The organism is Pseudomonas sp. 1152_12, from assembly GCF_052850675.1.
This window is the reverse complement of the sequence record NZ_VXCW01000018.1, coordinates 21,723-45,663: the sequence shown is the minus strand read 5'-3', so window position 1 is coordinate 45,663 and position 23,941 is coordinate 21,723. Positions and strand designations below refer to the sequence as shown.

Sequence of the window (23,941 nt, the reverse complement as noted above, 5' to 3'; positions counted from 1 at the left end):
GCCTGACCAATGGAGGCTTTGCTGTTTCAGAGATGAACGACGGCCAAGTCCAAGCGGCCGTAGTCGTTGTCGTTGTGATCGCTGCGCGGTGGGACGTGGTGAGTCTTCATCACCTGGTCGCCCTGCAGGGTTTCGAGGTGAATGTCGAACCCCCACAGTCGATGCAGGTGCTTGAGGACCTCCTCAGTGGATTCGCCCAAGGGTTTGCGGTCGTGCTGTTGGTGACGCAGGGTCAGCGAGCGATCACCGCGCACATCGATGCTGTAGATCTGCACATTAGGCTCACGGTTGCCTAAATTGTATTGCGCCGCCAGGGTCTCGCGGATAGTGCGGTAGCCGGGCTCATCGTGAATCGCCGGCACCACCAGATCATCCTTGAGGTCGTCATCCATGATGCTGAACAGCTTGAGGTCGCGGATTACTTGGGGGGACAAGTACTGCAGGATGAAACTCTCGTCCTTGAAGCTGCTCATGGCGAACTTGATGGTCGACAACCAATCGCTGCCGGCGATTTCCGGAAACCAGCGGCGGTCCTCATCGGTGGGGTGTTCGCACATGCGGCGGATGTCGCGGTACATCGCAAAGCCCAGCGCGTAGGGGTTGATGCCGCTGTAGTACGGGCTGTCGAAGCCGGGTTGAAACACCACACTGGTGTGGGAAGTGAGGAACTCCATCATGAAGCCGTCGGTGACCAAACCCTCGTCGTACAGGTCATTCATCAACGTGTAGTGCCAGAACGTCGCCCAGCCCTCGTTCATCACCTGGGTCTGGCGCTGTGGATAAAAGTACTGGGCGATCTTGCGCACAATACGTACGATTTCCCGCTGCCACGGCTCCAGCAGTGGCGCGTGTTTTTCCAGGAAATATAGGATGTTTTCCTGAGGTTCGGCGGGGAAGCGTGCATTGTCCTTATCGCTGTTCTTGCCAGCGCGCTTTGGAATGGTGCGCCACAGGTCGTTGATCTGTTTCTGCAGGTGCTCCTCTCGCTCCTTCTGACGCAGGCGTTCTTCCTCGGCAGAAATCGGATACGGGCGCTTGTAGCGGTCGACTCCGTAGTTCATCAGTGCATGGCAGGAGTCGAGCAGATCTTCTACCGCGTCGATGCCGTGGCGTTCCTCGCATTGCATGATGTACTGCTTGGCGAACACCAGGTAATCGATGATCGAGCTGGCATCGGTCCATGTGCGGAACAGGTAATTGCCCTTGAAGAAGCTGTTATGCCCGTAGCAGGCATGAGCGACTACCAACGCCTGCATGCAGATGGTGTTTTCTTCCATCAGGTAGGCGATGCACGGGTCGGAGTTAATGACGATCTCGTAGGCCAGCCCCATCTGGCCACGCGTGTAGGACTTCTCAGTGCTGAGAAAGTGTTTGCCGTAGGACCAATGGTGATAGCCCAAGGGCATGCCCACTGAGGCATAGGCATCCATCATCTGTTCGGCAGTGATCACTTCGATCTGGTTGGGGTAGGTGTCCAGGGCATAACCCGCCGCGATACGGCTGATTTCCCGGTCATAGGCTTGGATCAGTTCAAAGGTCCACTCGGAGCCGGTGGAAATGGGTTGGCGCTTATGCTCTTTTTTGGCGGTCATGTCACTAACCTGCGCTGGAAGAGTTCACGGAAGACCGGGTAGATATCGCCGGCCGAGACCAGTTGCTGCTGGGCGAATGTATCGGCAAAGGCTTCACCGATGCGTTCGTATTCAAACCACAGGGCCTGGTGCTCACGGGGGGTAATCTCGACGTACGTGTAGTACTGCACGAACGGCATGATTTGGTTGATCAGGATGTCGCGGCAAATCGGCGAGTCGTCGTTCCAGTTGTCGCCGTCGGAAGCCTGGGCGGCGTAGATATTCCACTCGTTGGCCGGGTAGCGCTCGGCCATGATCTCCTGCATCAGTTTCAAGGCGCTGGACACGATGGTGCCGCCGGTTTCTCGAGAGTAAAAGAACTCCTCTTCGTCGACTTCTCGTGCGCTGGTGTGATGGCGGATGAAAACCACGTCGATCTTGTCGTAGTTCCGTTTCAGGAACAGGTACAACAGGATGAAGAAGCGCTTGGCGATGTCTTTGGTCGCCTGGGTCATCGAGCCGGACACATCCATCAGGCAGAACATCACGGCCTTGGAGCTTGGGTTGGGTTGTTTGACCAGCAGGTTGTATTTCAAGTCGAAGGTGTCGAGGAATGGCACGCGGTGAATTCGCGCGCTGAGTTTCTCGATTTCCGCCTCGATTTCCTGGATATCGCCGAAGTTGTCTGGCTCTTCGCGTTTTAAGCGCGCCAGCTCTTCTTTTGCCTGCTTAAGCTTGGCGCGGCTGCTGCCCGACAGGGCGATACGTCTGGCATGGGCCGAGCGTAGCGTACGGATGATGTTGATCCGCGACGGGTTGCCCTCGTTGCTGATCCCGGCGCGCACGGTCTTGAAGGTGTCGGTGCCGGTCAGGTTGCGCTTGACCAGGTTGGGCAGTTCCAAGTCCTCGAACATGAACTCGAGGAATTCTTCCTGGGTGATCTGGAACACGAACTCATCCATGCCTTCGCCGGAATTGCCCGCCTTGCCAGGGCCTTTACCGCCGCCACCGCCTTGTGGGCGCTGGATATGTTCGCCGGTGGTGAATTCCTTGTTGCCCGGGTGCACGACGGTCTGCTTGCCGCCGCGTCCGTGGTGCAACACCGGTTCGTCAATGTCGCGCCCGGGAATACTTATTTGCTCGCCATGCTCCATGTCGGTAATTGAGCGGCGGCTGACGGCCTCTTCAACGGCCTTTTTGATGTGGTCACGGTAGCGCCGCAGGAAACGCTGGCGGTTTACCGTGCTCTTGTTCTTGCCATTGAGGCGTCGGTCGATCACATAGCTCATGGGGAGCCCTCCGGGCAGCTTCACGTTACAAGCTTCAAGCCGCGAGCTGGAAGCTTAGAGACAAGCGGTCAGCTGCCAGGCCAAAGGCCCGGCAGCACGCGCCTGTCGCTGCCTTACTGTGATTTACGAACCCGCAGGTACCACTCGGAGAGCAGCCGTACCTGTTTGTCGGTGTAGCCTCGCTCGACCATTCGAGTAACGAAGTCGTTGTGTTTTTGCTGGTCCTCCTTGCTGGCCTTGGCGTTGAAGCTGATGACCGGCAGCAGATCCTCGGTGTTGGAGAACATTTTCTTCTCGATGACCACCCGCAGCTTCTCGTAGCTGAGCCAGGTAGGGTTCTTGCCGTTGTTGTTGGCGCGGGCACGCAGCACGAAGTTGACGATTTCGTTGCGGAAATCCTTCGGATTGCTGATGCCGGCCGGTTTTTCGATCTTTTCCAGCTCCTCGTTGAGGGCCACACGGTTGAGGATTTCTCCGGTTTCCGGGTCGCGGTATTCCTGGTCCTGAATCCAGAAGTCGGCGTACAGCACGTAGCGGTCGAAGATGTTCTGGCCGTACTCGCTGTAAGACTCCAGGTACGCGGTCTGGATTTCCTTGCCGATGAACTCGATGTAGCGCGGCGCCAGGTATTCCTTGAGGAAGCGCAGGTAGCGCTCGCGTGTCTCGGCCTGGAATTGCTCTTGTTCGATTTGCTGCTCCAGCACATAGAGCAAGTGCACCGGGTTGGCGGCGATTTCGTGCGGGTCGAAGTTGAAAACCTTGGAAAGGATCTTGAATGCAAAGCGTGTCGACAGGCCGTTCATGCCTTCATCCACGCCTGCTGTGTCGCGGTATTCCTGAATCGACTTGGCCTTGGGATCGGTGTCCTTGAGGTTTTCGCCGTCGTACACGCGCATCTTCGAGTAGATATTCGAGTTCTCCGGCTCCTTGAGGCGCGACAGCACGGTGAACTGGGCGAGCATCTTCAAGGTGTCAGGCGCGCAGTGGGCCTTGGCCAGCGAGCTGTTGAACAGCAGCTTGTCGTAGATCTTGATCTCGTCGCTGACCCGCAGGCAGTACGGCACCTTAACGATGTAAATCCGGTCGATAAAGGCTTCGTTGTTCTTGTTGTTGCGGAAGGTGTGCCATTCCGATTCGTTGGAGTGGGCCAGCAGGATCCCGGTGAACGGAATCGCGCCCAAGCCTTCGGTGCTGTTGTAGTTACCTTCCTGGGTAGCAGTGAGCAGTGGGTGCAGCACCTTGATCGGCGCTTTGAACATCTCCACGAATTCCATCAGGCCCTGGTTGGCCCGGCAAAGCGCGCCCGAGTAGCTGTAGGCGTCGGCGTCGTTCTGTGGGAATTCTTCGAGTTTACGAATATCAACCTTGCCTACCAATGCCGAGATGTCCTGGTTGTTCTCGTCACCCGGTTCGGTTTTTGCCACACCGATCTGGTTGAGAATCGACGGGTAGAGTTTCACCACACGGAACTGGCTGATATCCCCGCCAAACTCGGCCAGGCGTTTGGTGGCCCACGGCGACATGATGGTATTGAGGTAGCGCCGTGGGATGCCAAAGTCCTCTTCGAGGATCGCGCCATCTTCCGTGGCGTTGAACAGGCCCAATGGCGACTCGAAGACCGGTGAACCCTTGATCGCGTAGAAGGGCACCTTCTCGATCAGTTGTTTGAGTTTTTCGGCCAAGGACGACTTGCCGCCACCAACGGGGCCGAGCAGGTAGAGGATTTGTTTCTTCTCTTCCAGGCCTTGGGCGGCATGGCGGAAGTAGGAAACGATCTGGTCGATGCATTCCTCCATGCCGTGGAAGTCTTCAAAGGCCGGGTAGCGGCGGATCACCTTGTTGGAAAATATTCGCGACAGGCGCGAATTGTTGGCGGTTTCCACCAGCTCCGGTTCACCAATTGCCAATAGCAGACGTTCGGCGGCAGACGCGTAGGTGCTGCGGTCTTGTTTGCACAGCTCAAGATACTCTTGCAGCGTGAGTTCTTCTTGCTGTGTGGACGCGAAGCGTTGTTGGAAGTGGCTAAATATACTCATGACGTCGTCACCTCGCTCGATACGTGGAGCCGACGCCGGGTCAATCAGTCGATGCTGGCAGTCATTGGTGATCAACCAATGACCGTTTTCCCCCCAAACATCCTGAAACGCTACCGATGACCCGTACGCCGGTGTACCGGCTCTCCCCTGATTCGGATGGCCTGCGCTTAAGGATAGTTCGGAATCGGGGAGGTCAAGGCGGGATACGTAATTAGTTTGGCTGCGCCGTTCGTCAGAAACGACGCGAGCCCAAGCGTCACGTGGGGTAGCGGGGTGTGAAAAAAATTATTGCGAATCGCTGGAGGCAATTTCTGCAGGATAGGTCGCACGCCACAGCTCGAAGCCGCCGTCCAGGCTATACACGTCTGAGAAGCCCTGGCTGATCAGATAGGCTGCTGCACTCTGGCTGGAGTTGCCGTGGTAGCAGGCGACGATCACCGGCGCGTCGAGGTCGGCGGCGCGGATGAAGTCCGCGATGTTGACGTTATCTAAGTGCTTGGCGCCGGTGATGTGGGCCGCTGCGTAAGTTGGCTGGTCGCGGATGTCGACCACTACTGCACCTTTCTCACGCAGGGCTTGGGCTTGTTCGGGAGGGATACGTTTGAATTCGCTCATGGCGGGCTCCTATGGCTTGGCGGCCGGCAGTGTCATGGAAAGAGGGGGCTGGCACTGGCAGCTCAGGCGCTCGCCGGTGTCGATATTCATCAGGGTCATACTAGCGCCCCACACGCAGCCAGTATCGAGGGCGAACACGCCGGGCTCGTCGCACTTGCCTTCAAGGGCTGCCCAGTGGCCAAAGATGATCTTCGTGTCACGGGTCTTGCGTTCCTTATGAGCGAACCACGGCTTATAGCCGGGCTGCGCGGTGTCGGCGCCTTCTTTGCTCTTGAGGTCGAGCTTGCCTTCGACGGTGCAGAAGCGCATGCGGGTGAAGTAGTTGGTGATCACGCGTAGGCGGGTCACACCGCTAAGGTCGTTGTCCCACTTGACTGGCTCGTTGCCGTACATGCCTTCGAGGTAGGCGATGTATAGGTTGTCATCGGCCAGCGCACTCTCGACTTCGGCGGCGCACTTGAGGGCTTTTTTCAGCGTCCACTGTGGCGGGATGCCCGCATGGACCAGCGCCATGTTGCGGCCTTCGTCGTAATGCATCAGTTTCTGCCTACGCAGCCACTCCAGCAGCTCAACGCGATCCGGCGCTTCAAGGATCTCACGCAGGGTGTCGCCCTTTTTCAGGCGCTCGATGTTATTGCTGGCGGCCAACAGGTGCAGGTCGTGGTTGCCCAGTACGCACACCAGCGAATCACGCAGGCTATATAAGTAGCGCAAGGTTTCCAGAGACTCGGGGCCGCGATTGACCAAGTCACCCACCAGCCACAGGCGGTCGCTGGCCGGGTTGAAGGTCATTCGTTCCAGCAAGCGCTTGAGGGGCTGCAGGCAGCCTTGCAGATCGCCGACCGCGTAAGTCGCCATCAGTGTAGGGCTCCAGGCACCGCGAGGCGGAACGGCGCGATAATGGCATCGAACAACTTACCGTCGGTGGCCTTCATCTGATACGAGCCCTGCATGGTGCCGACTTTGGAGGTCATCACCGTGCCGCTGCTGTAGGTATGGCTGGCGCCAACGTCGATCAACGGCTGCTGGCCAACCACACCGGCGCCGCGCACTTCTTCGACCTGGCCGTCACCGTCGGTGATCACCCAGTGCCGCGACAGCAGCTTGGCCGGCAGTTCGCCGTTGTTCTTCACCGTAATGGTGTAGGCAAAGGCGAAACGGTTGTGTTCGGGTTGCGATTGGTCCGCGAGGAAGCGGGTGACGACGCTGACGTCGATCAGGTAGCGAGGATCGGACATGCAAGAGGCCTTAAAAGCAAAAGCGGAGGACAGCAGATGCGGATCAGTCTAGGCCATGAGCAGGGCACTAGGCCAGACATGCCGTCTGGCCCGTGCATGGCAGGCTTCAGTCCGCGGCTGGCGCAGGCTGGATGGCAAGCTGGTCAGCCAGGCGTACGAATGCGGCCAGGTCCAGTTGCTCGGGGCGCAGGCTGCCATCGACACCCGCGGCTTCGATTTCAGCGTTGCTCAACAACGCCTTCAGCGTGTTGCGCAGGGTTTTTCGACGCTGGTTGAACGCTTCGCGCACCACGCGCTCGAGCAACTTGTGATCCTTGGCCGGGTGCGGCAATACCGCGTGAGGCACCAGGCGCACGATGGCCGAGTCGACCTTCGGTGGCGGGTTGAACGCACCCGGGCCGACGTTGAACAGGTGTTCCACGCGGCAATGGTACTGGACCATGATCGATAGGCGGCCCCAATCACCACCACCAGGCCCTGCCGCCAAGCGCTCAACCACTTCTTTTTGCAGCATGAAGTGCATGTCGCGGATGATCCCTGCGTTGTTCAGCAGGTGGAAAATCAGCGGCGTGGAGATGTTGTACGGCAGGTTGCCCACAACCCGCAGGCTGTTGGGTGCGGCATTGAGGCTATTGAAGTCGAACTTCAGCGCATCGCCCTGGTGCAGATTGAAGTTGGATTTACCGGCGAACTGCTGATTCAGGATCGGGATCAGGTCCTTGTCCAGTTCAACCACATCCAGTTGACCGCCACTGGCCAGCAGGCCTTGGGTCAGTGCGCCCTGGCCCGGGCCGATTTCCAGCAAGCGGTCTTCCGGCTTGGCATGGATGGAGCGCAGGATGCGGTCGATTACGCCGGCGTCGTGCAGGAAGTTTTGCCCGAAGCGCTTTCGCGCCCGGTGTTGGTAATGCTCAGTCATATACGGGTCTCGGCCATCTGATAGGCGGTTTCCAGGGCCACGTGCAGGCTGCCGGTATCGATCTTGCCGCTGCTCGCCAGGTCCAGGGCGGTGCCATGGTCGACGGAGGTGCGGATGATCGGCAGGCCCAGTGTCACATTGACTGCAGCGCCGAAGCCTATGTATTTCAGCACGGGCAGCCCCTGGTCATGGTACATCGCCAGCACTGCGTCGCAGTGCTCCAGATACTTGGGGGTAAACAGAGTGTCCGCAGGCAGTGGGCCACGCAGGTCCATGCCTTCTTGGCGCAGACGCTCTAATGTCGGTTCAATAATGTCTATTTCTTCATGGCCCAAATGGCCGCCTTCGCCGGCGTGCGGGTTAAGCCCACAGACCAGGATGCGCGGTTGGGCGATGCCGAATTTCTGTTGCAGGTCGGCGTGCAGGATGCGCGTGACGCGCTCCACGCGCTCGGCGGTGATGGCATCGGCGATATCGCGCAAGGGCAGGTGCGTGGTCACCAAGGCAACCCGCAGACCGCGCGTAGCCAGCATCATCACAACTTGGGCGGTATTGGTCAGTTCGGCGAGGAATTCTGTGTGCCCGGAAAAGGCGATGCCGGATTCGTTGATCACGCCCTTATGCACTGGGCCGGTGATCATGCCGGCGAAGTCGCCGTCGATGCAGCCCTGGCCCGCACGGGTCAAGGTTTCCAACACAAACGCGGCATTAGCCTTGTTCAGTTGCCCGGCCACCACGTTGGCTGCAAGCGGTGTATCCCACACATACAGGCTGCCCGCGGGTGCCGGCAGGTCAGGCCAGTTGCCCGGCACCACGTCCAGCAGGTTGACAGCCACACCGAGCTGCGCGGCCCGCTCAAGGAGCAGGTCGCGGCTGGTAATGGCAATCAGGGGGTGTGGCTGAGGTTGCGAGGCGAGCAGCAGGCACAGGTCTGGACCAATGCCGGCCGGCTCGCCGGGTGTTACCGCGAAACGCTGGGGTTTCACTGTTTTGCCTGGTCGGTGCCTGTTTGCTCGGCGCCTGGCAGCTTGTTTTCTACGTAGGCTTCGTCACGGATCTGACGCAACCAGGTTTGCAGCTCTTCGTCGTACTTGCGGTTACGCAATACGGTCAGTGCTTGCTGCTCACGGGCCTGGGTGGTGTTGTCGGTGGCGCGACGGCCAAGGACTTCCAGCACATGCCAGCCGTATTGGGTCTTGAACGGCTTGGACAGCACGCCTTGTGGGGTAGCGGCCATCACTTGCTGGAACTCAGGCACCAAGGCTTTAGGGTCGATCCAGTTCAGGTCGCCACCGTTGAGAGCTGAACCCGGGTCTTCGGAGAAGCTCTTGGCCAGGGTTGCGAAGTCTTCACCGCCTTCAATGCGGTCATAGATCTTCTGGGCCAGTTCCTTGGTTTGCGCCTCGGTACGGATTTCGCTTGGTTTGACCAAGATGTGACGAACATGCACTTCGTCTTTCAGCGAGGTCTCGCCGCCACGTTTTGCCAGCAACTTGAGGATGATGAAGCCGCCCGGCGTGCGTGCAGGCTGAGTGATTTCACCCGGCTGCATGGCGCTCAGTTCACGGTCAAACGGTGGTGGCAATTGAGCAGCTTTACGCCAGCCCATGTCGCCGCCGTCCAGGGCGTTGTCGCTGCCGGAAACGGCTATCGCCGTCTGGGCAAAGTCAGCACCGGCCTTCAGGCGGTCATAAATAGCCTGGGTTTTTGCGGCGGCGGCATTGAGCTGCTCAGCGTTGGCGCTGTCCGGTGTCGGGATCAGGATATTGGCCAGGTGCAGCTCTTCGGAGAGCTGCATCTTGCCAAGGTCTGACGCCAGGAAGTTCTTCACCTCCTGCTCGGAAACCTGGACCCGTTCGGCCACACGGCGCTGACGCACACGGCTGATGATCATTTCGCGGCGGATCTGGTCACGGGCGTCCTCATAGGACAGGCCGTCGTGAGCCAAGGCAGCCCGGAACTGGTCAATGCTCATGTTGTTGCGTTGAGCGATGGTGCCAACGGCCTGGTTAAGCTCTTCGTCCGAAATACGGATGCCGGAACGATCGCCGATCTGCAGTTGCAGGTTTTCAACGATCAGGCGTTCCAGCACCTGTGGGTCCAGTACGCTGGTAGGTGGCACGCCGCCGCCACGCTTGGCGATGGTTTGCTGAACTTCCTTGACCCTTTGGTCCAGTTGGCTCTGCATGATCACGTCGTTATCGACGATGGCCACTACCTTGTCCAGCTGTTGAACCGCCGCGTGTGCCGATGCGGTCCCCAGGAACAGCGCGCCCAGCACTAGCGGGCGCAAGCAATCAGAAAGCTTGATCTTCACGTTCACGATAACCTTGAATGCCTTTGTCGAGGAAGCTCTCTACCTTGGCGCCAGTCAGGCCGCCGAGTCCTTTAAGGACGATTTGGAAGAAGAGCCCGTGGTCACCCTTTTCGTTGAGCGGGGCGATCTGGCTGTATTCGTCGTTGGAAACCCAGTAACGGTTGATAACGCGCAGTTTCCAGCAGCAGTTGTCGTACTCGAAACCACCGAAGGCTTCCAGGGTACGGTTGCGGGCATAGTCATACTGCCAGCGGGTGATCAGGTTCCACTGCGGAATGATCGGCCACATCATCGAGAAGTCGTGTTGCTGGATTTTGTAGTAATCCTTCACGAAGTTTGCATCGCCAGGTTGACCATAATCACCACCGAACTGCCATTTGCCGGTCAGCTGGTTGTAGACAACCTGGTCGTTACGATAGCGGTAGCCGACGTTGATGATCTTGTTCGGGTTGTCTTCCGGCTGGTAGTGGAGCATTGCGCTGCCGGAGCGAGGGCTGTGTTCCTCGGTGTCCCAGTTGTAATCGGCAGTGGCGCGCCAGTCGCGGTTGAAGCGGAACTCGTATTCCAGGGCAACTGGCGATACGTCAGACTGTGCATCGGCACGGTCAGCGGCGAGAATGCCCGGCAGTTGAACCTGGCGATCCTTGAAGTACACCGCTTGGCCTATGGACGCGCGCTGACGCTCGAAGCCATTCTCTTCGATCCAGCGGCTGGTCAAGCCCAGGGAAAGCTTGTTCTCGTCGCCGATCCGGTCGGAGCCGCTGAAGCGGTTATCACGGAACAACGAGGCATAGCTGAACGAGTATTCGCTGGTGTCGAATACCGGGATATCACTCTGGTCCTTGTTCGGGACATAGAGGTAGAAGGCCCGCGGTTCCAGGGTTTGGCGATAGTCTTTGCCGAACCAGTTGGTATCGCGGTCGAAGTACAGGCCGCTGTCTACGCTGGCGATTGGGATTGCGCGGTCTTGGGAGCTTTTGAATACGCCGCCGGCGTATGGAGATGCACCCGGCTTGGTAGCAGCCAACTGAGCATCAACAATATCTTGCTTGCCCTTGGTATCAAGGTCCAGATCGTACTTGGTGTAGACATACTTGAGCTTCGGCGTGATAAAACCGTAAGTCCAGTTCATCGGGTATTCGACGGCTGGCGCAACGTTCAGGCGAGTACCGTTTGCACGGGTCAGGCCTGTTACGTAGTCATCCAGACGTTTTTCACCTATAGCAACACCCCTCGCATCGAACGGGCCACCTTCCTTGTCGAAAATGGTGCCGCTCCTGAGGTCCCGGTCAAACCGAACAGCCTCAGTCTCATACGTAAAGTTCACACCGCCCGGATGGTAAGGCAGCATACCGTTGAAGGTGATCTGCGGCAGCCGGTCATACGGGGTGATCTGGGAAATCGTCGCCAGTTGATAAGCCTGAACGTTCAGACGCGCCTGGTAGCTGTCACCGCGGTAGGTGAGGGAACCCTGCTGGTTTACGAAGTCCCGAGCCTGGATACCTTCCTGATAGGCCTTCAAGTCCTGGAAGTAGAACGGGTCGCTGATCTTGGTGTAGTCGACCTGGGTCGACAGGCGCGAATCGAGCCCGCCCTTATGCTGCCAGTTGAGCATGTAGCGAGTTTTTTCGTAGTCGGTCTGTTTTTTCCGCTCGTCGCTGTCGTCGTTCAGGTACGCGCCGCCGAACTGACCTTCGCTGGATTTGGTGAGGTAGCGGAATTCGCCTTCCATCAACAAACCGCGCTTGGTCATGTACTGCGGGTACAACGTGGCATCGTAGTTTGGCGCCAGGTTGAAGTAGTACGGCGTTACCAGCGTGAAGCCGGTTTCGCTGCCGGTGCTGAAGCTCGGCGGCAGGAAGCCGGATTGACGACGATCGTCGATCGGGAAATAGATGTACGGGGTGTACAGGATCGGAATGTTCTTGATCCGCAACGTCGCGTTGGTCGCCGTACCGAAGCCGGTGGCCGGGTTCAACGTGATGTTGTTGCCTTTGAGCTGCCAGGCGTTGCTGTCCGGCTCGCAGGTGGTGTATGTACCGTCCTTGAGACGGATAATCGCGTTCTCGGCACGTTTGGCGTACAGCGCGTTACCGCGAATGCGCGATTTGTGCAGCACGTATTCGGCATTGTCGATCTGGGCAGCGCCCGTATCGAGCTGAACCTCGGCATGGTCACCGACGATCAGGGCGCCCTTGTCGCGCAGTCGAACGTTGCCGTTCAGCTCGCCACGGTTCTCGGCTTGATACAGGCTGGCTTCTTGCGACTCCATCTGCATGCTGCCCTGGCGCATGACGACGTCGCCAGCCAGGGTTGCGATTTGTTGTTCCTGCTCGTAACGAGAGACCTTGGCACCGATAAAAGTCGGCGCATCGCTCTTGTCCGTCTTGTCGTTCATGCCAGGACGCATCGGCTCGATGTACGCGCCAGCGCAATAAGGACCTGTTTCAGCCAACTGGGCTGCGGTCAGCTTCTCGCGAGGCACCCAGTCCAAGTGGCTGTAGTCGGCGCTGCGCGAACGCAGGCCCCGGCCCTTGGCTTGGGTGACCAGCGCGGTCTTCGGTTCGGCCTCGGCGCTGCCGCCAGCCTCGGCTTGCGCCGTGCTGTTGGCCGAGCTGACGGCTGCGCCGTCATGCACCGGGCGTGGTGGCAATGGGGCGGCGGCGGTTTTTGGCGCGCAATCCCAGGCACCCGAAGCAGAGACTGAGCAGTCATACTGTTCCGCGGCGACCACGAATGAGGTGGCGAAAGGTTGCATGGCCAGCAGACTGCCGGTTACCAGCAACGGAAATTTTCTACGAAACGCGGGGGATTTCAATGCCATCTTATTAGTCCGGGCTTCCTGCGTGCCATCTGCCCGCGGTTTGGGCCGCACGCCTCTCGATGGTCTGAAAAAGATGCGTGATAATAAAGCATGACCCGCTTGACGGCTAGCGCCGTCGGAGACCCTTGTAATGCCCGAGCAAGATCTACGTTTACAACAGCTGAAAGTCTGGCTGGATGAGCAGTTGCCGATCCTTTTCAACGCTCAGGACTGGGGTGCCGTACCACCGGCCACATTGACCGCAGCCAGCAGCGACGCGAGTTTCAGGCGTTATTTTCGGTGGGAGGGCGGCGGTCGAACCTTCGTCGTAATGGACGCGCCACCCCCCCAGGAAAACTGCAAACCTTTCGTCGATATCGCTGATTTACTCGCGAAATCAGGAATAAATGTGCCAAAAATTTATGCAGAAGATTTGCCGCGCGGCTTTCTTTTGCTTAATGACCTGGGCAGAAAAACCTATCTGGACGTGATTGACGAGCAAAACGCCGACCAATTGTTCGCCGATGCCATCGATGCGCTACTGGCTTTTCAGCAATTGCCGATGGACGCGCCGCTGCCCAGCTATGACGTCGCGTTGCTGCGCCGTGAGCTGGAACTGTTTCCGGAATGGTACGTTCGCCGGCATTTGGGTATCGAGTTTGATGCACAGCAGCAGGCTATGTGGCAGCGCGTCAGCGATCACTTGATCGACAGCGCCCTGGCCCAGCCTAAAGTGCTGGTGCATCGCGACTATATGCCGCGCAACCTGATGATCAGCGAGCCGAACCCTGGGGTGCTGGATTTCCAGGACGCGGTCTACGGCCCGGTCACCTACGACATCACCTGCCTGTTCAAGGACGCGTTCCTCAGCTGGCCGAAAGCGCGCGTACGCGAGTGGCAACGTGGCTATTGGGAACGTGCCGGGCAACTGGGCATTCCCGTGCAGGCCGATTTCGAAGAGTTCCAGCGTGCCAGCGACCTGATGGGCGTGCAGCGTCACCTCAAGGTCATCGGCATTTTCGCGCGCATCTGCCATCGCGACGGCAAGCCACGCTACCTGGCTGACGTACCGCGCTTCTTTGCTTATATAGAAGCAGTGCTGGCAGACCGCCCTGAGTTGGCTGAGCTGGGCGAACTGTTTGCCAGCCTGGGCGAACCCGTCGAGGCGGGCGTATGAAGGCCATGATCCTGGCGGCGGGCAAGGGCGAGCGGATGCGTCCGCTCACGCTGCACACGCCCAAGCCGCTGGTACAGGCGGGCGGCAAGCGGCTGATCGAGTATCACCTTGAAGCGCTGGCCAAGGCCGGTTTCAGCGAAATCGTGATCAACCATGCCTGGCTCGGCCAGCAGATCGAAAGCTACTTGGGCGACGGTGCGCAGTTTGGCCTGCGTATCCAGTATTCGGCCGAAGGCGAACCGTTGGAAACCGGCGGCGGGATCTTCCAGGCCTTGCCTTTGCTGGGCGACGAACCGTTCCTGGTGGTCAATGGCGATATCTGGACCGACTACGACTTCACCCAGCTGCGCGGGCCGCTTCAAGGCCTGGCCCATCTGGTGATGGTCGATAACCCGGCGCATCACCCTTCAGGCGGCGATTTCTACCTGGACCAAGGGTTGCTTCATGATGCAGCGCCCGGTGCCGATAACCTGACCTTCAGTGGCATTTCAGTGCTCGACCCGCAATTGTTCGCGGGTTGCAGTGCCGGTGCCTTCAAGCTGGCGCCGCTGTTGCGGGCGGCGATGGCCAAAGGTCTGGTAACGGGGGAACACATGGCGGGACGCTGGATTGATGTCGGCACGCTGGAGCGCCTGGCGCAGGTCGAAACCTTGCTGACTGCGGAGCAATAAGATGTTGTGGCCAGGGACACTGATTGGTGCCGGGGCTGGCTTTGCCATTGCCAGTATTCCGGGGGCCTTGTTAGGCGCATTGCTGGGGCAGGCGCTGGATCGCCGCCTTCAGTTGCAAAGCTGGGCGCAATTGCGCGAGCGCCTGGGCGGGCGCCCGGCGTTGCGCAATGACGAACTGCTGTTCGTGCTGTTGGGGCGCCTGGCCAAGAGTAATGGCCGGGTAGTGGATGGGCATATCCAGCAGGCGCGCCAGGAAATGCGCGCGTTGGACATGACCGAGTCGGCCCAGCGTCGGGCGATTACGGCGTTCAACCGCGGTAAGTCCGGCTCTGACCGGGTACGCAACTATTTGCGCGTGCTCAAGGCTCAGCCCCATGCTGCCGAAGGTGTGTTGCGTGCGTGTTGGCGCATGGCCTGGGCGGACGGCAAGGCGGATAACGCCGAACGCGATTTGATCGGCCTGTGGGGCAAGTGGCTCGGCTGGACGCCGCAACAGCTGCAGGCGCTGGCGGCCGATTACGTGCAGGAGCGCAAGCCGTTGGCCAATCGTAGCGGCGGCTATCAGGACGCGATGCGCATTCTGGGAGTGACCTCCACCACTGAGCCGACTGCGATCAAACGCGCCTATCGCCGCCTGCTCAGCCGCCACCACCCGGATAAAGTTGCCGGTACCGGCGCCAGCCCTGCGCAAGTGCGCGAAGCGACCGAGCGAACCCGTGAGTTGCATAACGCCTACACGTTGATTCGCGAGCGGCGGGATTTCAGATAGCCACCACCCTTTGGAAGTGAGCACCCAATTCAATGTGGGAGCGGGCTTACTCGCGAATGCGGTGGATCAGCCGATGAATCTGCCGACGGACACACCCTATTCGCGAGCAAGCCCGCTCCCCACATTAGGTCTACGGCGCTTTTGAGATAGGCGGTCAGCCCTCTTTCGGCTCCGGGCTCAACCACCCGCGAACCCGCCGATACAACTGCTCTTGCTCAGTCGAACTGTTGCCGGGCAAGGCCTTGAGTGACACCTGTTTATAGCCGTCATTTTTCCCACGCTTGGCCGCCTGGATGCGCGCCAGTGCATTTTTGCGCTCCAGGGCGGCGTCTTTATAGAAGACATCCGCCGTTGGCACTTTCAGCGCGGGGGCCAGTTGTTGCAGGTCCGGCTGTCGACCGGCAGGCGTCTTGCCAGCCACCATGACCAACTTCTGCACCTGAGACGGTTGTTTCTCGCCCAGGTAGCGCGCGGCCCACCAGGCGCCGGTGCCATGGCCGAGCAGCACCACGCTGCGGGCGCTTTGTGTTTGGGCAAAGGCGACCGCAGCGTCGATGCGGTCGAAGATGCGCTTGGCGTCGGTTTTGTCCTGCTCATCGGCGCCCGGCACCACCGCCGGGTCGGTGCCTTCGGCTTCGGCGCTGGCGGCCTGTTCGATAGGTTTGGCGGCGGTGCTGCCGTCCTTGCTGCTGGTGTCGACGGCAGCCTTGGGCGATTCCATGACGCGCGGTGGCATGGTGTCGAGGTTCACGTCCGGCAGCGACAGGCTGAGCGTGCCCCACTTGGCGTCGGGTAATTTATGCCGCAACGGTGCGATTACTTGCGGCCAGTCAGCACTTTCGCCGGCGCCCGGTACGATAATTACCACGCCTTCGGGCTCGGCGCTGTTGGCTGGTTTCCATAAGGCCAGGAATGTGTCGCTGCCAGCCTGCAGTTGTTGCTGTTCCTGTTGCGGAAGTTGTCGCTCGAGGGCGCTGGCGTCCTCCTGGCTGCGCTCGGGCAGGGGTTGGCGTTCAACCGGTTTTTCGGCGACGGGCGCAGGGGTGTCGGCAGCCTGAACAGAAAAGGCGCTGGTAAATAGCAGCGATAGGCACAATGCTGGCAGTGCCGAACGGTGGGTAAAGGGCATCGTTAATTCCCGGCCAGAAGTGATTCCAGCAGCCTAATGGGTTGGTCAGTGTTTGTCAGTGATGTGAGGCGTGGATCATGGGTTATCGCTGTCTGCTGGTTATCGGCTGTCTGTGCATTGCCTTGATGGCGAATGCCGCGCCTGCGCCTGCTTCACCGCAGGCGCAGCTCAATGCACAGCAGCGTGAGTGGCTGGCCCAGCACCCGGAGCTGCGCGTGGGCCTGGTTTTGCAGGCACCGTACGCGCAATACGATCGGCGCCTGCAGCGCTTATCCGGGGCCAACGTCGAATTGATGCATTGGCTGGCCAAGGCGCTGAATATCGAGCTGACCTGGCGCAACTTCCCCAGCCAGGAGCAGTTGGAAGCCGCTGTGCGCGACGGCGAGGTGGATATTGCCCCGGGCCTGCAACAAACCCCGGCCGGCTTGCGGCTGTGGTTATTCAGCGACCCTTATATGCGCGTGCCCCAGCATATCGTCGGCATCCGCGAAGGCGGTGGCGCGGTGGAGCTGGAGAAGCTCGACGAACTGTCCCGCGTTGCCGTGCGTATGCCCAGCGCCGTGGCCGATTACCTGCGCAGCAATTATCCCAACCTCAACTTGCAAGGCGTGCCCATGGAGCGCCAGGCCCTGCAGTTATTGGTGAGCCAACAGGCGCGTTATGCCGTGGTGGATGAGGCGCAATTGAGCCGGTTGTCCGGCGAGGCAGAGTTTGCCGGGCTGGCGGTGGTCGGCGATATCGGCCTGCCGCAATTGCTGCGTGTGGCCACCCGCCGTGAGTGGCCGGAACTGGCGAGCATCATGCAAAGTGCCTTGCGCGCGATACCCGCCCGCGACCTTGATCAATTGCACAACCGCTGGCTGCAACCCAAATACCCACGGTTCACCGAATCGCCGGGCCTGTGGCAAAACCTCAGCTTGCTCTTGGCGATGTTCTTGCTCGCCAGCCTTGCCGTGGTGGTCTGGCAGCGCCGTCATCAGCGCGTGCTGGAACATAACTTGCTGGCCGCTCGGGAAGAAAGCGCCGCGCGTGCGGCCGGTGCCGAAGCGTTGCGGCTGACGCAGTTCTCCATCGATCAAAGCACGGTCGGCATTCTTTGGGTCAATTGGGACAGCCATGTGCGTTACGCCAACCGCGCCGCCGAGACCATGCTGGGCTACGCCGCAGGCGCGCTGATCGAGCGACCGCTGATCGATGTTGACCCGACCTTGAACATGGACCGTTGGCTCAACCTGTGGAAGCGTGCGCGTGCCAGCGAAGAAGGCCCGCAAACCTTCGCCGCCGATTGTGTGCGCGCTGACGGCAGCATCTTGCCAGCGGATGTGTCGTTGAGTTTTCTACGTTTTGCCGAGGGCGAATACCTGGTGGTTTATCTCAACGACGTCACCGAACGTCGTCGTTACGTGGCCGCTTTGCAGCAAAGCGAAACACAGCTGCGCGAGCTCTCTGCCCACCTGGAAACCGTGCGCGAAGAGGAAAAGGCACGTATCGCCCGTGAAGTGCATGACGAGCTGGGCCAGATGCTCACAGTGCTCAAGCTGGAAACCTCAATGTGTGAGCTGGCCTATGCGCAACTGGACCCGGGCCTGACCGAGCGCCTGAACAGTATGAAGCGCCTGATCGCCCAGCTGTTTCAGCTTGTCCGGGATGTGGCGACCGCGCTACGCCCGCCGATTCTCGACGCCGGGATTGCCTCGGCCATCGAATGGCAAGCGCGCCGCTTCGAGGCCCGCACGCAAATCCCTTGCCTGGTCCAAGTCCCGGATAACCTGCCGGCCCTGAGCGATGCCAAGGCTATTGGCCTGTTCCGCATCCTGCAGGAGGCGCTGACCAATGTGATGCGCCATGCCCAGGCGCATACTGTCGAGCTGACCTTGACCGTAGAGGGCGCCGACCTGCGGCTGACCATCAGCGATGACGGCGTCGGCTTCGTCGAGGCCCAGGGCCGACCGGTGTCCTTTGGCGTCGTCGGCATGCGCGAGCGTGTGCTGATGATGGGCGGGCAATTGAGCCTGCACAGCGAACTGGGCGAGGGCACCACTTTAAGTGTCACGGTGCCGTTGGATGCATAACTAGAGGAGCAAGCCCCTGTGATTCGCGTATTGGTAGCCGAAGACCACACCATCGTCCGTGAAGGCATCAAGCAACTGATCGGCCTGGCCAAAGACTTGCTGGTGGTCGGCGAGGCCAGCAATGGCGAGCAACTGCTGGAAATATTGCGCCATGTGCCCTGCGAGGTGGTGTTGCTGGATATCTCGATGCCGGGCGTGAATGGTCTGGAAGCCATCGCGCGCATCCGTGCACTGAACCATCCGCCGGCGATCCTGGTGCTGTCCATGCACGATGAAGCGCAAATGGCTGCCCGCGCGCTGAAAGTCGGGGCGGCGGGGTATGCCACCAAGGACAGTGACCCGGCGCTGTTGCTGACGGCGATTCGCAAGGTGGCGGCGGGCGGGCGTTACATCGACCCGGACCTGGCTGACCGCATGGTCTTTGAAGTGGGCCTCACTGATACACAGCCGCTGCATTCGTTATTGTCAGAGCGCGAGTTTTCGGTATTCGAGCGCCTGGCCCAAGGCGCCAACGTCAATGACATCGCCCAGCAGCTGGCGCTGAGCAGCAAGACCATCAGCACCCACAAGGCGCGGCTGATGCAAAAGCTCAATATCACTTCATTGGCTGAATTGGTGAGGTACGCGATGGAGCACAAGCTGTTGTGACCGCATGAGCATTCCCCCGCATTGCGTGGGAATGCCTCGTGTGTCGTTCTGCGTCACGCTTTGTTGGCGGCATGCCTGTTTACGACACCCTTTGAACCCCGTCGTAGCCATCCCAGGCGCATGTCGCCTTGACACTGTCCCATCCCCGCCATCCGTGTAGGGCAATCCCTACCCCTAACCTTCCATCCTGCTGATGCGATTCTCTCCTGGCCCCCGATTTCCGGGGCCTCGCGCCTGGACTACGCTTTGTGTCACAGCAGTCCAAAACACAAAGGTGCGGGTATGAGCGAGGTGGATTCAAATGATGTGCTGGTCAGCTTTCGTGGCGTGCAGAAGAGCTACGACGGCGAGAACCTGATCGTCAAAGACCTCAACCTGGAGATTCGCAAGGGCGAGTTCCTCACCCTGCTCGGGCCGTCCGGTTCGGGCAAGACCACCAGCCTGATGATGCTCGCCGGTTTCGAGACGCCGACCGCCGGGGAAATCCTGCTGGCCGGGCGCGCCATTAACCACGTGCCGCCGCACAAGCGCGACATCGGCATGGTGTTCCAGAATTACGCGCTGTTCCCGCACATGACGGTGGCAGAGAACCTGGCATTCCCCTTGTCGGTGCGCGGCTTGAGCAAGACTGATATCAGCGAGCGGGTCAAACGCGTGCTGAGCATGGTCCAGCTCGATGCCTTCGCCCAGCGTTACCCGGCGCAACTCTCTGGCGGCCAGCAACAGCGCGTGGCCCTGGCCCGGGCGTTGGTGTTCGAACCGCAACTGGTGCTGATGGACGAGCCCCTCGGCGCGCTCGACAAGCAACTGCGCGAACACATGCAGATGGAGATCAAGCACCTGCACCAGCGCCTCGGCGTGACCGTGGTGTACGTGACCCACGATCAAGGCGAAGCCTTGACCATGTCCGACCGCGTGGCGGTGTTCCATCAGGGCGAGATCCAGCAAATCGCCGCGCCCCGCACCTTGTATGAAGAGCCAAAAAACACCTTTGTCGCCAACTTCATCGGCGAGAACAACCGCCTCAATGGCCGCCTGCACAGCCACACTGGCGAGCGCTGCGTGGTGGAGCTGGGGCGCGGTGAAAAGGTCGAGGCGCTGGCGGTGAATGTTGGCCAGCTCGGTGGCCCGGTGACGTTGTCGGTTCGCCCGGAGCGCGTCAGCCTCAATGGCTCCAGCGAATCCTGCGTCAACCGCTTCTCCGGGCGCGTGGCCGAATTTATCTACCTGGGCGACCACGTGCGCGTGCGCCTGGAAGTCTGCGGCAAGGCCGATTTTTTTGTGAAACAACCGATTGCCGAGCTGGACCCGGCCCTGGCGGTCGGCGACGTGGTACCGATTGGCTGGCAAGTCGAGCACGTTCGCGCACTCGACCCACTTCTAGAGGCGAATTAATCGCCCCATGGCTTCACCAACCCTGCACGTGGAGAGAACAACAATGTTGAGATCCCTTAGATATTCCGCCCTGGCCATCGGCTTGATGGGTGCGACACAGGCCATGGCAGGCCCGGACCTGACGGTCGTGTCCTTCGGTGGCGCGAACAAGGCGGCCCAGGTCAAAGCCTTTTATGCTCCGTGGGAAAACGCGGGCAACGGCAAGATCATCGCCGGCGAATACAACGGTGAAATGGCCAAGGTCAAAGCCATGGTCGACACCAAGAGCGTGTCTTGGGATTTGGTGGAAGTGGAGTCGCCGGAACTGTCCCGTGGTTGTGACGAAGACATGTTCGAGCCGCTCGACCCGAAACTGTTCGGCAATAGCGCCGATTACGTGAAAGGCGCGATCCAGCCATGCGGCGTGGGCTTCTTTGTGTGGTCGACCGTGCTGGCGTACAACGCCGACAAGTTGACCACTGCACCGACCAGTTGGGCGGATTTCTGGGACACCAAGAAATTCCCGGGCAAGCGTGGCTTGCGCAAGGGCGCCAAGTACACCCTGGAATTCGCCTTGATGGCGGACGGCGTGGCGCCGAAGGACGTGTACAAAGTGCTGGCCGGCAAAGACGGCCAGGACCGTGCGTTCAAGAAGCTGGATGAACTCAAGCCGTCGATCCAATGGTGGGAAGCCGGTGCACAACCGCCGCAGTACCTCGCCTCGGGTGACGTAGTGATGAGCTCGGCCTACAACGGCCGCATTGCTGCCGTGCAGAAAGAAAGCAATCTAAAAGTGGTGTGGAACGGCGGCATTTATGACTTTGATGCATGGGCCATTCCTAAAGGCCTGGCCAAGGACCGCGCTGAAGCGGCGAAGAAATTCATCGCTTTCTCGGTGCAGCCACAGCAGCAGAAGACCTACTCGGAAAACATCGCCTACGGCCCGGCCAACACCCAAGCCGTACCGTTGCTGGCCAAGGATGTGCTCAAGGACATGCCGACCACGCCGGAGAACATCGCTAACCAGGTGCAGATCGACGTGAGCTTCTGGGCGGATAACGGCGAGCAGCTCGAGCAGCGTTTCAATTCCTGGGCGGCCAAGTAACACCGCATAACCCCCTGTGAGCGCCGGCTCCCATAAAAAGCCCGGCCCACAGGGGATTCTTAGAAGATTTCCGGAGTCCGCCATGGCCATCGCCGTTTCCTCCAACGAGGTCAACAGCCCCACCCTCAAGCAGCGCCTGGCGCGTGCCGAGCGGCTCAACCGCTGGAAGGCCCAGGCCTTGATTGCGCCGCTCGTGCTGTTTTTGCTGCTGGTGTTCCTGGTGCCGATTGTTGCGCTGCTTTACAAAAGCGTCGGCAACCCGGAAGTGGTGGGCGGTTTGCCGCGTACCGTGGTGGCGGTCAAGACGTGGGACGGACGCGGCCTGCCGGGTGAGCCGGTGTACCAGGCGCTCAGCGAAGACCTGGGCGAGGCACGCAAAAACCAGACCCTGGGTGACCTGTCCAAGCGCTTGAACATGGAACTGGCCGGCTACCGTAGCCTGCTGACTAAAACCGCGCGGGCGCTGCCGTTTACCGAAGCGCCTGCCTCTTATAAAGAAGCGTTGGAAAGCCTCGACGAACGCTGGGGCGACCCGGCGTACTGGCAGGCGATCCGGCGCAATACCAGCAGCCTCACGCCGTATTATTTACTGGCCGCCGTCGATCACCGCATCGATGATCTTGGCGAAGTGGCCCCGGCCACACCCGATCAGGCGATCTACCTGGACATCTTCGCCCGCACGTTCTGGATGGGCTTGGTGATTACCTTCATCTGCCTGCTGCTGGCCTATCCACTTGCGTACCTGCTGGCCAACCTGCCAGCACGCAAAAGCAACCTGCTGATGATTCTGGTGTTGCTGCCGTTCTGGACCTCGATTCTGGTGCGAGTGGCGGCATGGATCGTGTTGCTGCAATCCGGCGGGCTGATCAACAGCGCGTTGATGGGCATGGGCCTGATCGATAAACCCATGGAGCTGGTGTTCAACCGCACCGGGGTTTACATCTCGATGGTGCACATTCTGTTGCCGTTCATGATTTTGCCGATCTACAGCGTGATGAAAGGTATCTCGCCCACGTACATGCGCGCAGCGATTTCCCTGGGCTGCCATCCGTTCGCCAGCTTCTGGCGAGTGTACCTCCCGCAGACCTATGCCGGTGTCGGCGCCGGTTGCCTGCTGGTGTTCATCCTGGCGATTGGTTACTACATCACCCCGGCGTTGCTCGGCAGCCCGAACGACCAGATGGTCAGCTACTTCGTGGCGTTCTACACCAACACCAGCATCAATTGGGGCATGGCCACAGCGCTGGGCGGCCTGTTGTTGCTGGCGACGGTGGTTTTGTACCTGATCTACAACCGGCTGGTGGGCGCCAGTCGCCTGCGCCTGAGCTAAGGAGACCTTGCGATGCTGAGCCCTTATATGTCACTGGTGGAACGGGTGTGGTTCTACAGCTTGCGGATCCTGTGCGGCTTGATCCTGCTGTTCCTGATATTGCCGGTGTTGGTGATTATTCCGCTGTCGTTCAACAGCGGCAGTTTCCTGGTGTACCCGCTGCAAGGTTTTTCGCTGCATTGGTACCAAGACTTTTTCGCCTCGGCCGAGTGGATGCGTGCGTTGAAGAACAGCATTATCGTGGCACCGGCAGCTACGGTGTTGGCCATGGTGTTCGGCACCCTGGCAGCGATTGGGCTGACGCGTGGCAACTTCCCTGGCAAGGCGCTGGTCATGGCCTTGGTCATTTCGCCGATGGTGGTGCCGGTGGTGATTATCGGTGTGGCCAGTTATTTGTTCTTCGCGCCGCTGGGTCTGGGCAACAGCTTCTTTTCGCTGATCGTGGTGCATGCGGTGCTGGGAGTGCCATTTGTGATCATCACCGTGTCGGCGACGTTGCAGGGGTTCAACCATAACTTGGTACGAGCGGCGGCCAGCCTCGGCGCCTCGCCGCTGACCGCGTTTCGCCGGGTGACCTTGCCGCTGATCGCGCCTGGGGTGATTTCCGGCGCGCTGTTTGCCTTTTCCACCTCGTTTGATGAAGTGGTGGTGACGCTGTTTCTCGCCGGGCCCGAGCAAGTGACCTTGCCGCGCCAGATGTTCAGCGGCATCCGCGAAAACCTCAGTCCGACCATCGCGGCGGCGGCCACGTTGCTGATTGCCTTCTCGGTGCTGCTGTTGCTGACCCTTGAATGGCTGCGAGGCCGCAGCGAGAAACTGCGCACCGCCCAGATCTAAAGCCAAGTTAAGATCAAAATGTGGGAGGGCGCTTGGTTTCG

At 59.9% G+C, this 23,941-nt stretch carries 20 protein-coding genes; 9 read left to right on the top strand and 11 right to left on the bottom strand.

Features of this window, described 5'->3' with window-relative positions; translation table 11 throughout:
• Positions 1–26: 26 nt before the first annotated feature.
• From FW764_RS25530 to FW764_RS25485, 10 genes are all read right to left on the bottom strand, one after another.
• Positions 27–1,592 carry a SpoVR family protein gene (locus tag FW764_RS25530; protein ID WP_446436305.1) on the bottom strand — a complete coding sequence of 522 codons (1,566 nt, stop codon included), beginning with the start codon at positions 1,590–1,592 and terminating at the stop codon, positions 27–29.
• Positions 1,589–2,860 (bottom strand): YeaH/YhbH family protein, encoded by a 1,272-nt coding sequence (locus tag FW764_RS25525; protein WP_003194735.1) that lies wholly within the window; start codon positions 2,858–2,860, stop codon positions 1,589–1,591. Before FW764_RS25525 ends, FW764_RS25530 begins: the two co-directional genes overlap by 4 nt.
• A 113-nt stretch (positions 2,861–2,973) precedes the next feature.
• Entirely contained in the window at positions 2,974–4,896 is a 1,923-nt protein-coding gene (locus FW764_RS25520) for a PrkA family serine protein kinase (RefSeq protein WP_003194732.1), read from the bottom strand.
• A 285-nt stretch (positions 4,897–5,181) separates the two neighbouring features.
• A complete protein-coding gene (glpE, locus tag FW764_RS25515) occupies positions 5,182–5,511 on the bottom strand; it encodes a thiosulfate sulfurtransferase GlpE (RefSeq protein WP_446436304.1) in 330 nt (109 codons plus the stop codon).
• 9 nt (positions 5,512–5,520) lie between these two features.
• On the bottom strand, positions 5,521–6,369 hold the full coding sequence (locus FW764_RS25510) for a symmetrical bis(5'-nucleosyl)-tetraphosphatase (RefSeq protein WP_446436303.1): 849 nt from the start codon (positions 6,367–6,369) through the stop codon (positions 5,521–5,523).
• On the bottom strand, positions 6,369–6,749 hold the full coding sequence (apaG, locus tag FW764_RS25505) for a Co2+/Mg2+ efflux protein ApaG (protein WP_446436302.1): 381 nt from the start codon (positions 6,747–6,749) through the stop codon (positions 6,369–6,371). The genes FW764_RS25510 and apaG overlap by 1 nt, the downstream gene beginning before the upstream one ends.
• Positions 6,750–6,855: 106 nt before the next feature.
• Positions 6,856–7,668 (bottom strand): 16S rRNA (adenine(1518)-N(6)/adenine(1519)-N(6))-dimethyltransferase RsmA, encoded by an 813-nt coding sequence (rsmA, locus tag FW764_RS25500; RefSeq protein ID WP_099585669.1) that lies wholly within the window; start codon positions 7,666–7,668, stop codon positions 6,856–6,858.
• Positions 7,665–8,654, bottom strand: a complete 990-nt coding sequence (gene pdxA / locus FW764_RS25495; RefSeq protein ID WP_446436301.1) for a 4-hydroxythreonine-4-phosphate dehydrogenase PdxA — start codon at positions 8,652–8,654, stop codon at positions 7,665–7,667. Before pdxA ends, rsmA begins: the two co-directional genes overlap by 4 nt.
• On the bottom strand, positions 8,651–9,985 hold the full coding sequence (locus tag FW764_RS25490) for a peptidylprolyl isomerase (protein WP_446436300.1): 1,335 nt from the start codon (positions 9,983–9,985) through the stop codon (positions 8,651–8,653). Before FW764_RS25490 ends, pdxA begins: the two co-directional genes overlap by 4 nt.
• Positions 9,966–12,809, bottom strand: a complete 2,844-nt coding sequence (locus FW764_RS25485) for an LPS-assembly protein LptD (protein WP_446436299.1) — start codon at positions 12,807–12,809, stop codon at positions 9,966–9,968. The genes FW764_RS25490 and FW764_RS25485 overlap by 20 nt, the downstream gene beginning before the upstream one ends.
• A 130-nt stretch (positions 12,810–12,939) precedes the next feature.
• Here FW764_RS25485 and FW764_RS25480 point away from each other — a divergent pair, with 130 nt between their 5' ends.
• Genes FW764_RS25480 through FW764_RS25470 form a run of 3 tightly spaced genes read left to right on the top strand, consistent with a single transcriptional unit; the run spans position 12,940 to position 15,405 of the window.
• Positions 12,940–13,965: an aminoglycoside phosphotransferase family protein gene (locus FW764_RS25480; RefSeq protein ID WP_446436298.1), complete on the top strand. Its 1,026-nt coding sequence runs from the start codon at positions 12,940–12,942 to the stop codon at positions 13,963–13,965.
• Positions 13,962–14,636: an N-acetylmuramate alpha-1-phosphate uridylyltransferase MurU gene (murU, locus tag FW764_RS25475; RefSeq protein ID WP_446436297.1), complete on the top strand. Its 675-nt coding sequence runs from the start codon at positions 13,962–13,964 to the stop codon at positions 14,634–14,636. The genes FW764_RS25480 and murU overlap by 4 nt, the downstream gene beginning before the upstream one ends.
• A gap of 1 nt (position 14,637) precedes the next feature.
• On the top strand, positions 14,638–15,405 hold the full coding sequence (locus tag FW764_RS25470; RefSeq protein ID WP_446436296.1) for a TerB family tellurite resistance protein: 768 nt from the start codon (positions 14,638–14,640) through the stop codon (positions 15,403–15,405).
• A 154-nt stretch (positions 15,406–15,559) separates the two neighbouring features.
• On the opposite strand, the gene FW764_RS25465 is transcribed toward FW764_RS25470, so the two are convergent.
• Positions 15,560–16,534 carry an alpha/beta hydrolase family protein gene (locus tag FW764_RS25465; RefSeq protein WP_446436295.1) on the bottom strand — a complete coding sequence of 325 codons (975 nt, stop codon included), beginning with the start codon at positions 16,532–16,534 and terminating at the stop codon, positions 15,560–15,562.
• Between the two features lie 77 nt (positions 16,535–16,611).
• Between FW764_RS25465 and FW764_RS25460 the strand changes: the two genes are divergently transcribed.
• The 6 genes from FW764_RS25460 (at position 16,612) to FW764_RS25435 (ending at position 23,900) form a co-directional block, all read left to right on the top strand.
• The gene (locus FW764_RS25460; RefSeq protein WP_446436294.1) at positions 16,612–18,606 is read left to right on the top strand and encodes a histidine kinase; all 1,995 of its coding nucleotides are present in this window, start codon (positions 16,612–16,614) and stop codon (positions 18,604–18,606) included.
• A gap of 18 nt (positions 18,607–18,624) precedes the next feature.
• Positions 18,625–19,254 carry a response regulator gene (locus FW764_RS25455; protein ID WP_446436293.1) on the top strand — a complete coding sequence of 210 codons (630 nt, stop codon included), beginning with the start codon at positions 18,625–18,627 and terminating at the stop codon, positions 19,252–19,254.
• 282 nt (positions 19,255–19,536) lie between these two features.
• Positions 19,537–20,649 (top strand): ABC transporter ATP-binding protein, encoded by a 1,113-nt coding sequence (locus FW764_RS25450; RefSeq protein WP_446436292.1) that lies wholly within the window; start codon positions 19,537–19,539, stop codon positions 20,647–20,649.
• A 43-nt stretch (positions 20,650–20,692) separates the two neighbouring features.
• Complete coding sequence (locus FW764_RS25445) at positions 20,693–21,733, top strand: ABC transporter substrate-binding protein (RefSeq protein WP_446436291.1); 1,041 nt, start codon at positions 20,693–20,695, stop codon at positions 21,731–21,733.
• An 82-nt stretch (positions 21,734–21,815) separates the two neighbouring features.
• Positions 21,816–23,063 carry an ABC transporter permease gene (locus FW764_RS25440; protein WP_446436290.1) on the top strand — a complete coding sequence of 416 codons (1,248 nt, stop codon included), beginning with the start codon at positions 21,816–21,818 and terminating at the stop codon, positions 23,061–23,063.
• A 12-nt stretch (positions 23,064–23,075) separates the two neighbouring features.
• On the top strand, positions 23,076–23,900 hold the full coding sequence (locus FW764_RS25435; RefSeq protein WP_446436289.1) for an ABC transporter permease: 825 nt from the start codon (positions 23,076–23,078) through the stop codon (positions 23,898–23,900).
• The last annotated feature ends 41 nt before the right edge of the window (positions 23,901–23,941 follow it).

Excerpts from the sequence above, each read along its gene's own strand:
- FW764_RS25530 (WP_446436305.1), bottom strand. The coding sequence starts at position 1,592 with ATGACCGCCAAAAAAGAGCATAAGCGCCAACCCATTTCCACCGGCTCC.
- FW764_RS25525 (WP_003194735.1), bottom strand. The coding sequence starts at position 2,860 with ATGAGCTATGTGATCGACCGACGCCTCAATGGCAAGAACAAGAGCACG.
- FW764_RS25520 (WP_003194732.1), bottom strand. The coding sequence starts at position 4,896 with ATGAGTATATTTAGCCACTTCCAACAACGCTTCGCGTCCACACAGCAA.
- glpE (WP_446436304.1), bottom strand. The coding sequence starts at position 5,511 with ATGAGCGAATTCAAACGTATCCCTCCCGAACAAGCCCAAGCCCTGCGT.
- FW764_RS25510 (WP_446436303.1), bottom strand. The coding sequence starts at position 6,369 with ATGGCGACTTACGCGGTCGGCGATCTGCAAGGCTGCCTGCAGCCCCTC.
- apaG (WP_446436302.1), bottom strand. The coding sequence starts at position 6,749 with ATGTCCGATCCTCGCTACCTGATCGACGTCAGCGTCGTCACCCGCTTC.
- rsmA (WP_099585669.1), bottom strand. The coding sequence starts at position 7,668 with ATGACTGAGCATTACCAACACCGGGCGCGAAAGCGCTTCGGGCAAAAC.
- FW764_RS25485 (WP_446436299.1), bottom strand. The coding sequence starts at position 12,809 with ATGGCATTGAAATCCCCCGCGTTTCGTAGAAAATTTCCGTTGCTGGTA.
- FW764_RS25480 (WP_446436298.1), top strand. The coding sequence starts at position 12,940 with ATGCCCGAGCAAGATCTACGTTTACAACAGCTGAAAGTCTGGCTGGAT.
- murU (WP_446436297.1), top strand. The coding sequence starts at position 13,962 with ATGAAGGCCATGATCCTGGCGGCGGGCAAGGGCGAGCGGATGCGTCCG.
- FW764_RS25470 (WP_446436296.1), top strand. The coding sequence starts at position 14,638 with ATGTTGTGGCCAGGGACACTGATTGGTGCCGGGGCTGGCTTTGCCATT.
- FW764_RS25465 (WP_446436295.1), bottom strand. The coding sequence starts at position 16,534 with ATGCCCTTTACCCACCGTTCGGCACTGCCAGCATTGTGCCTATCGCTG.
- FW764_RS25460 (WP_446436294.1), top strand. The coding sequence starts at position 16,612 with ATGGGTTATCGCTGTCTGCTGGTTATCGGCTGTCTGTGCATTGCCTTG.
- FW764_RS25450 (WP_446436292.1), top strand. The coding sequence starts at position 19,537 with ATGAGCGAGGTGGATTCAAATGATGTGCTGGTCAGCTTTCGTGGCGTG.
- FW764_RS25445 (WP_446436291.1), top strand. The coding sequence starts at position 20,693 with ATGTTGAGATCCCTTAGATATTCCGCCCTGGCCATCGGCTTGATGGGT.
- FW764_RS25440 (WP_446436290.1), top strand. The coding sequence starts at position 21,816 with ATGGCCATCGCCGTTTCCTCCAACGAGGTCAACAGCCCCACCCTCAAG.
- FW764_RS25435 (WP_446436289.1), top strand. The coding sequence starts at position 23,076 with ATGCTGAGCCCTTATATGTCACTGGTGGAACGGGTGTGGTTCTACAGC.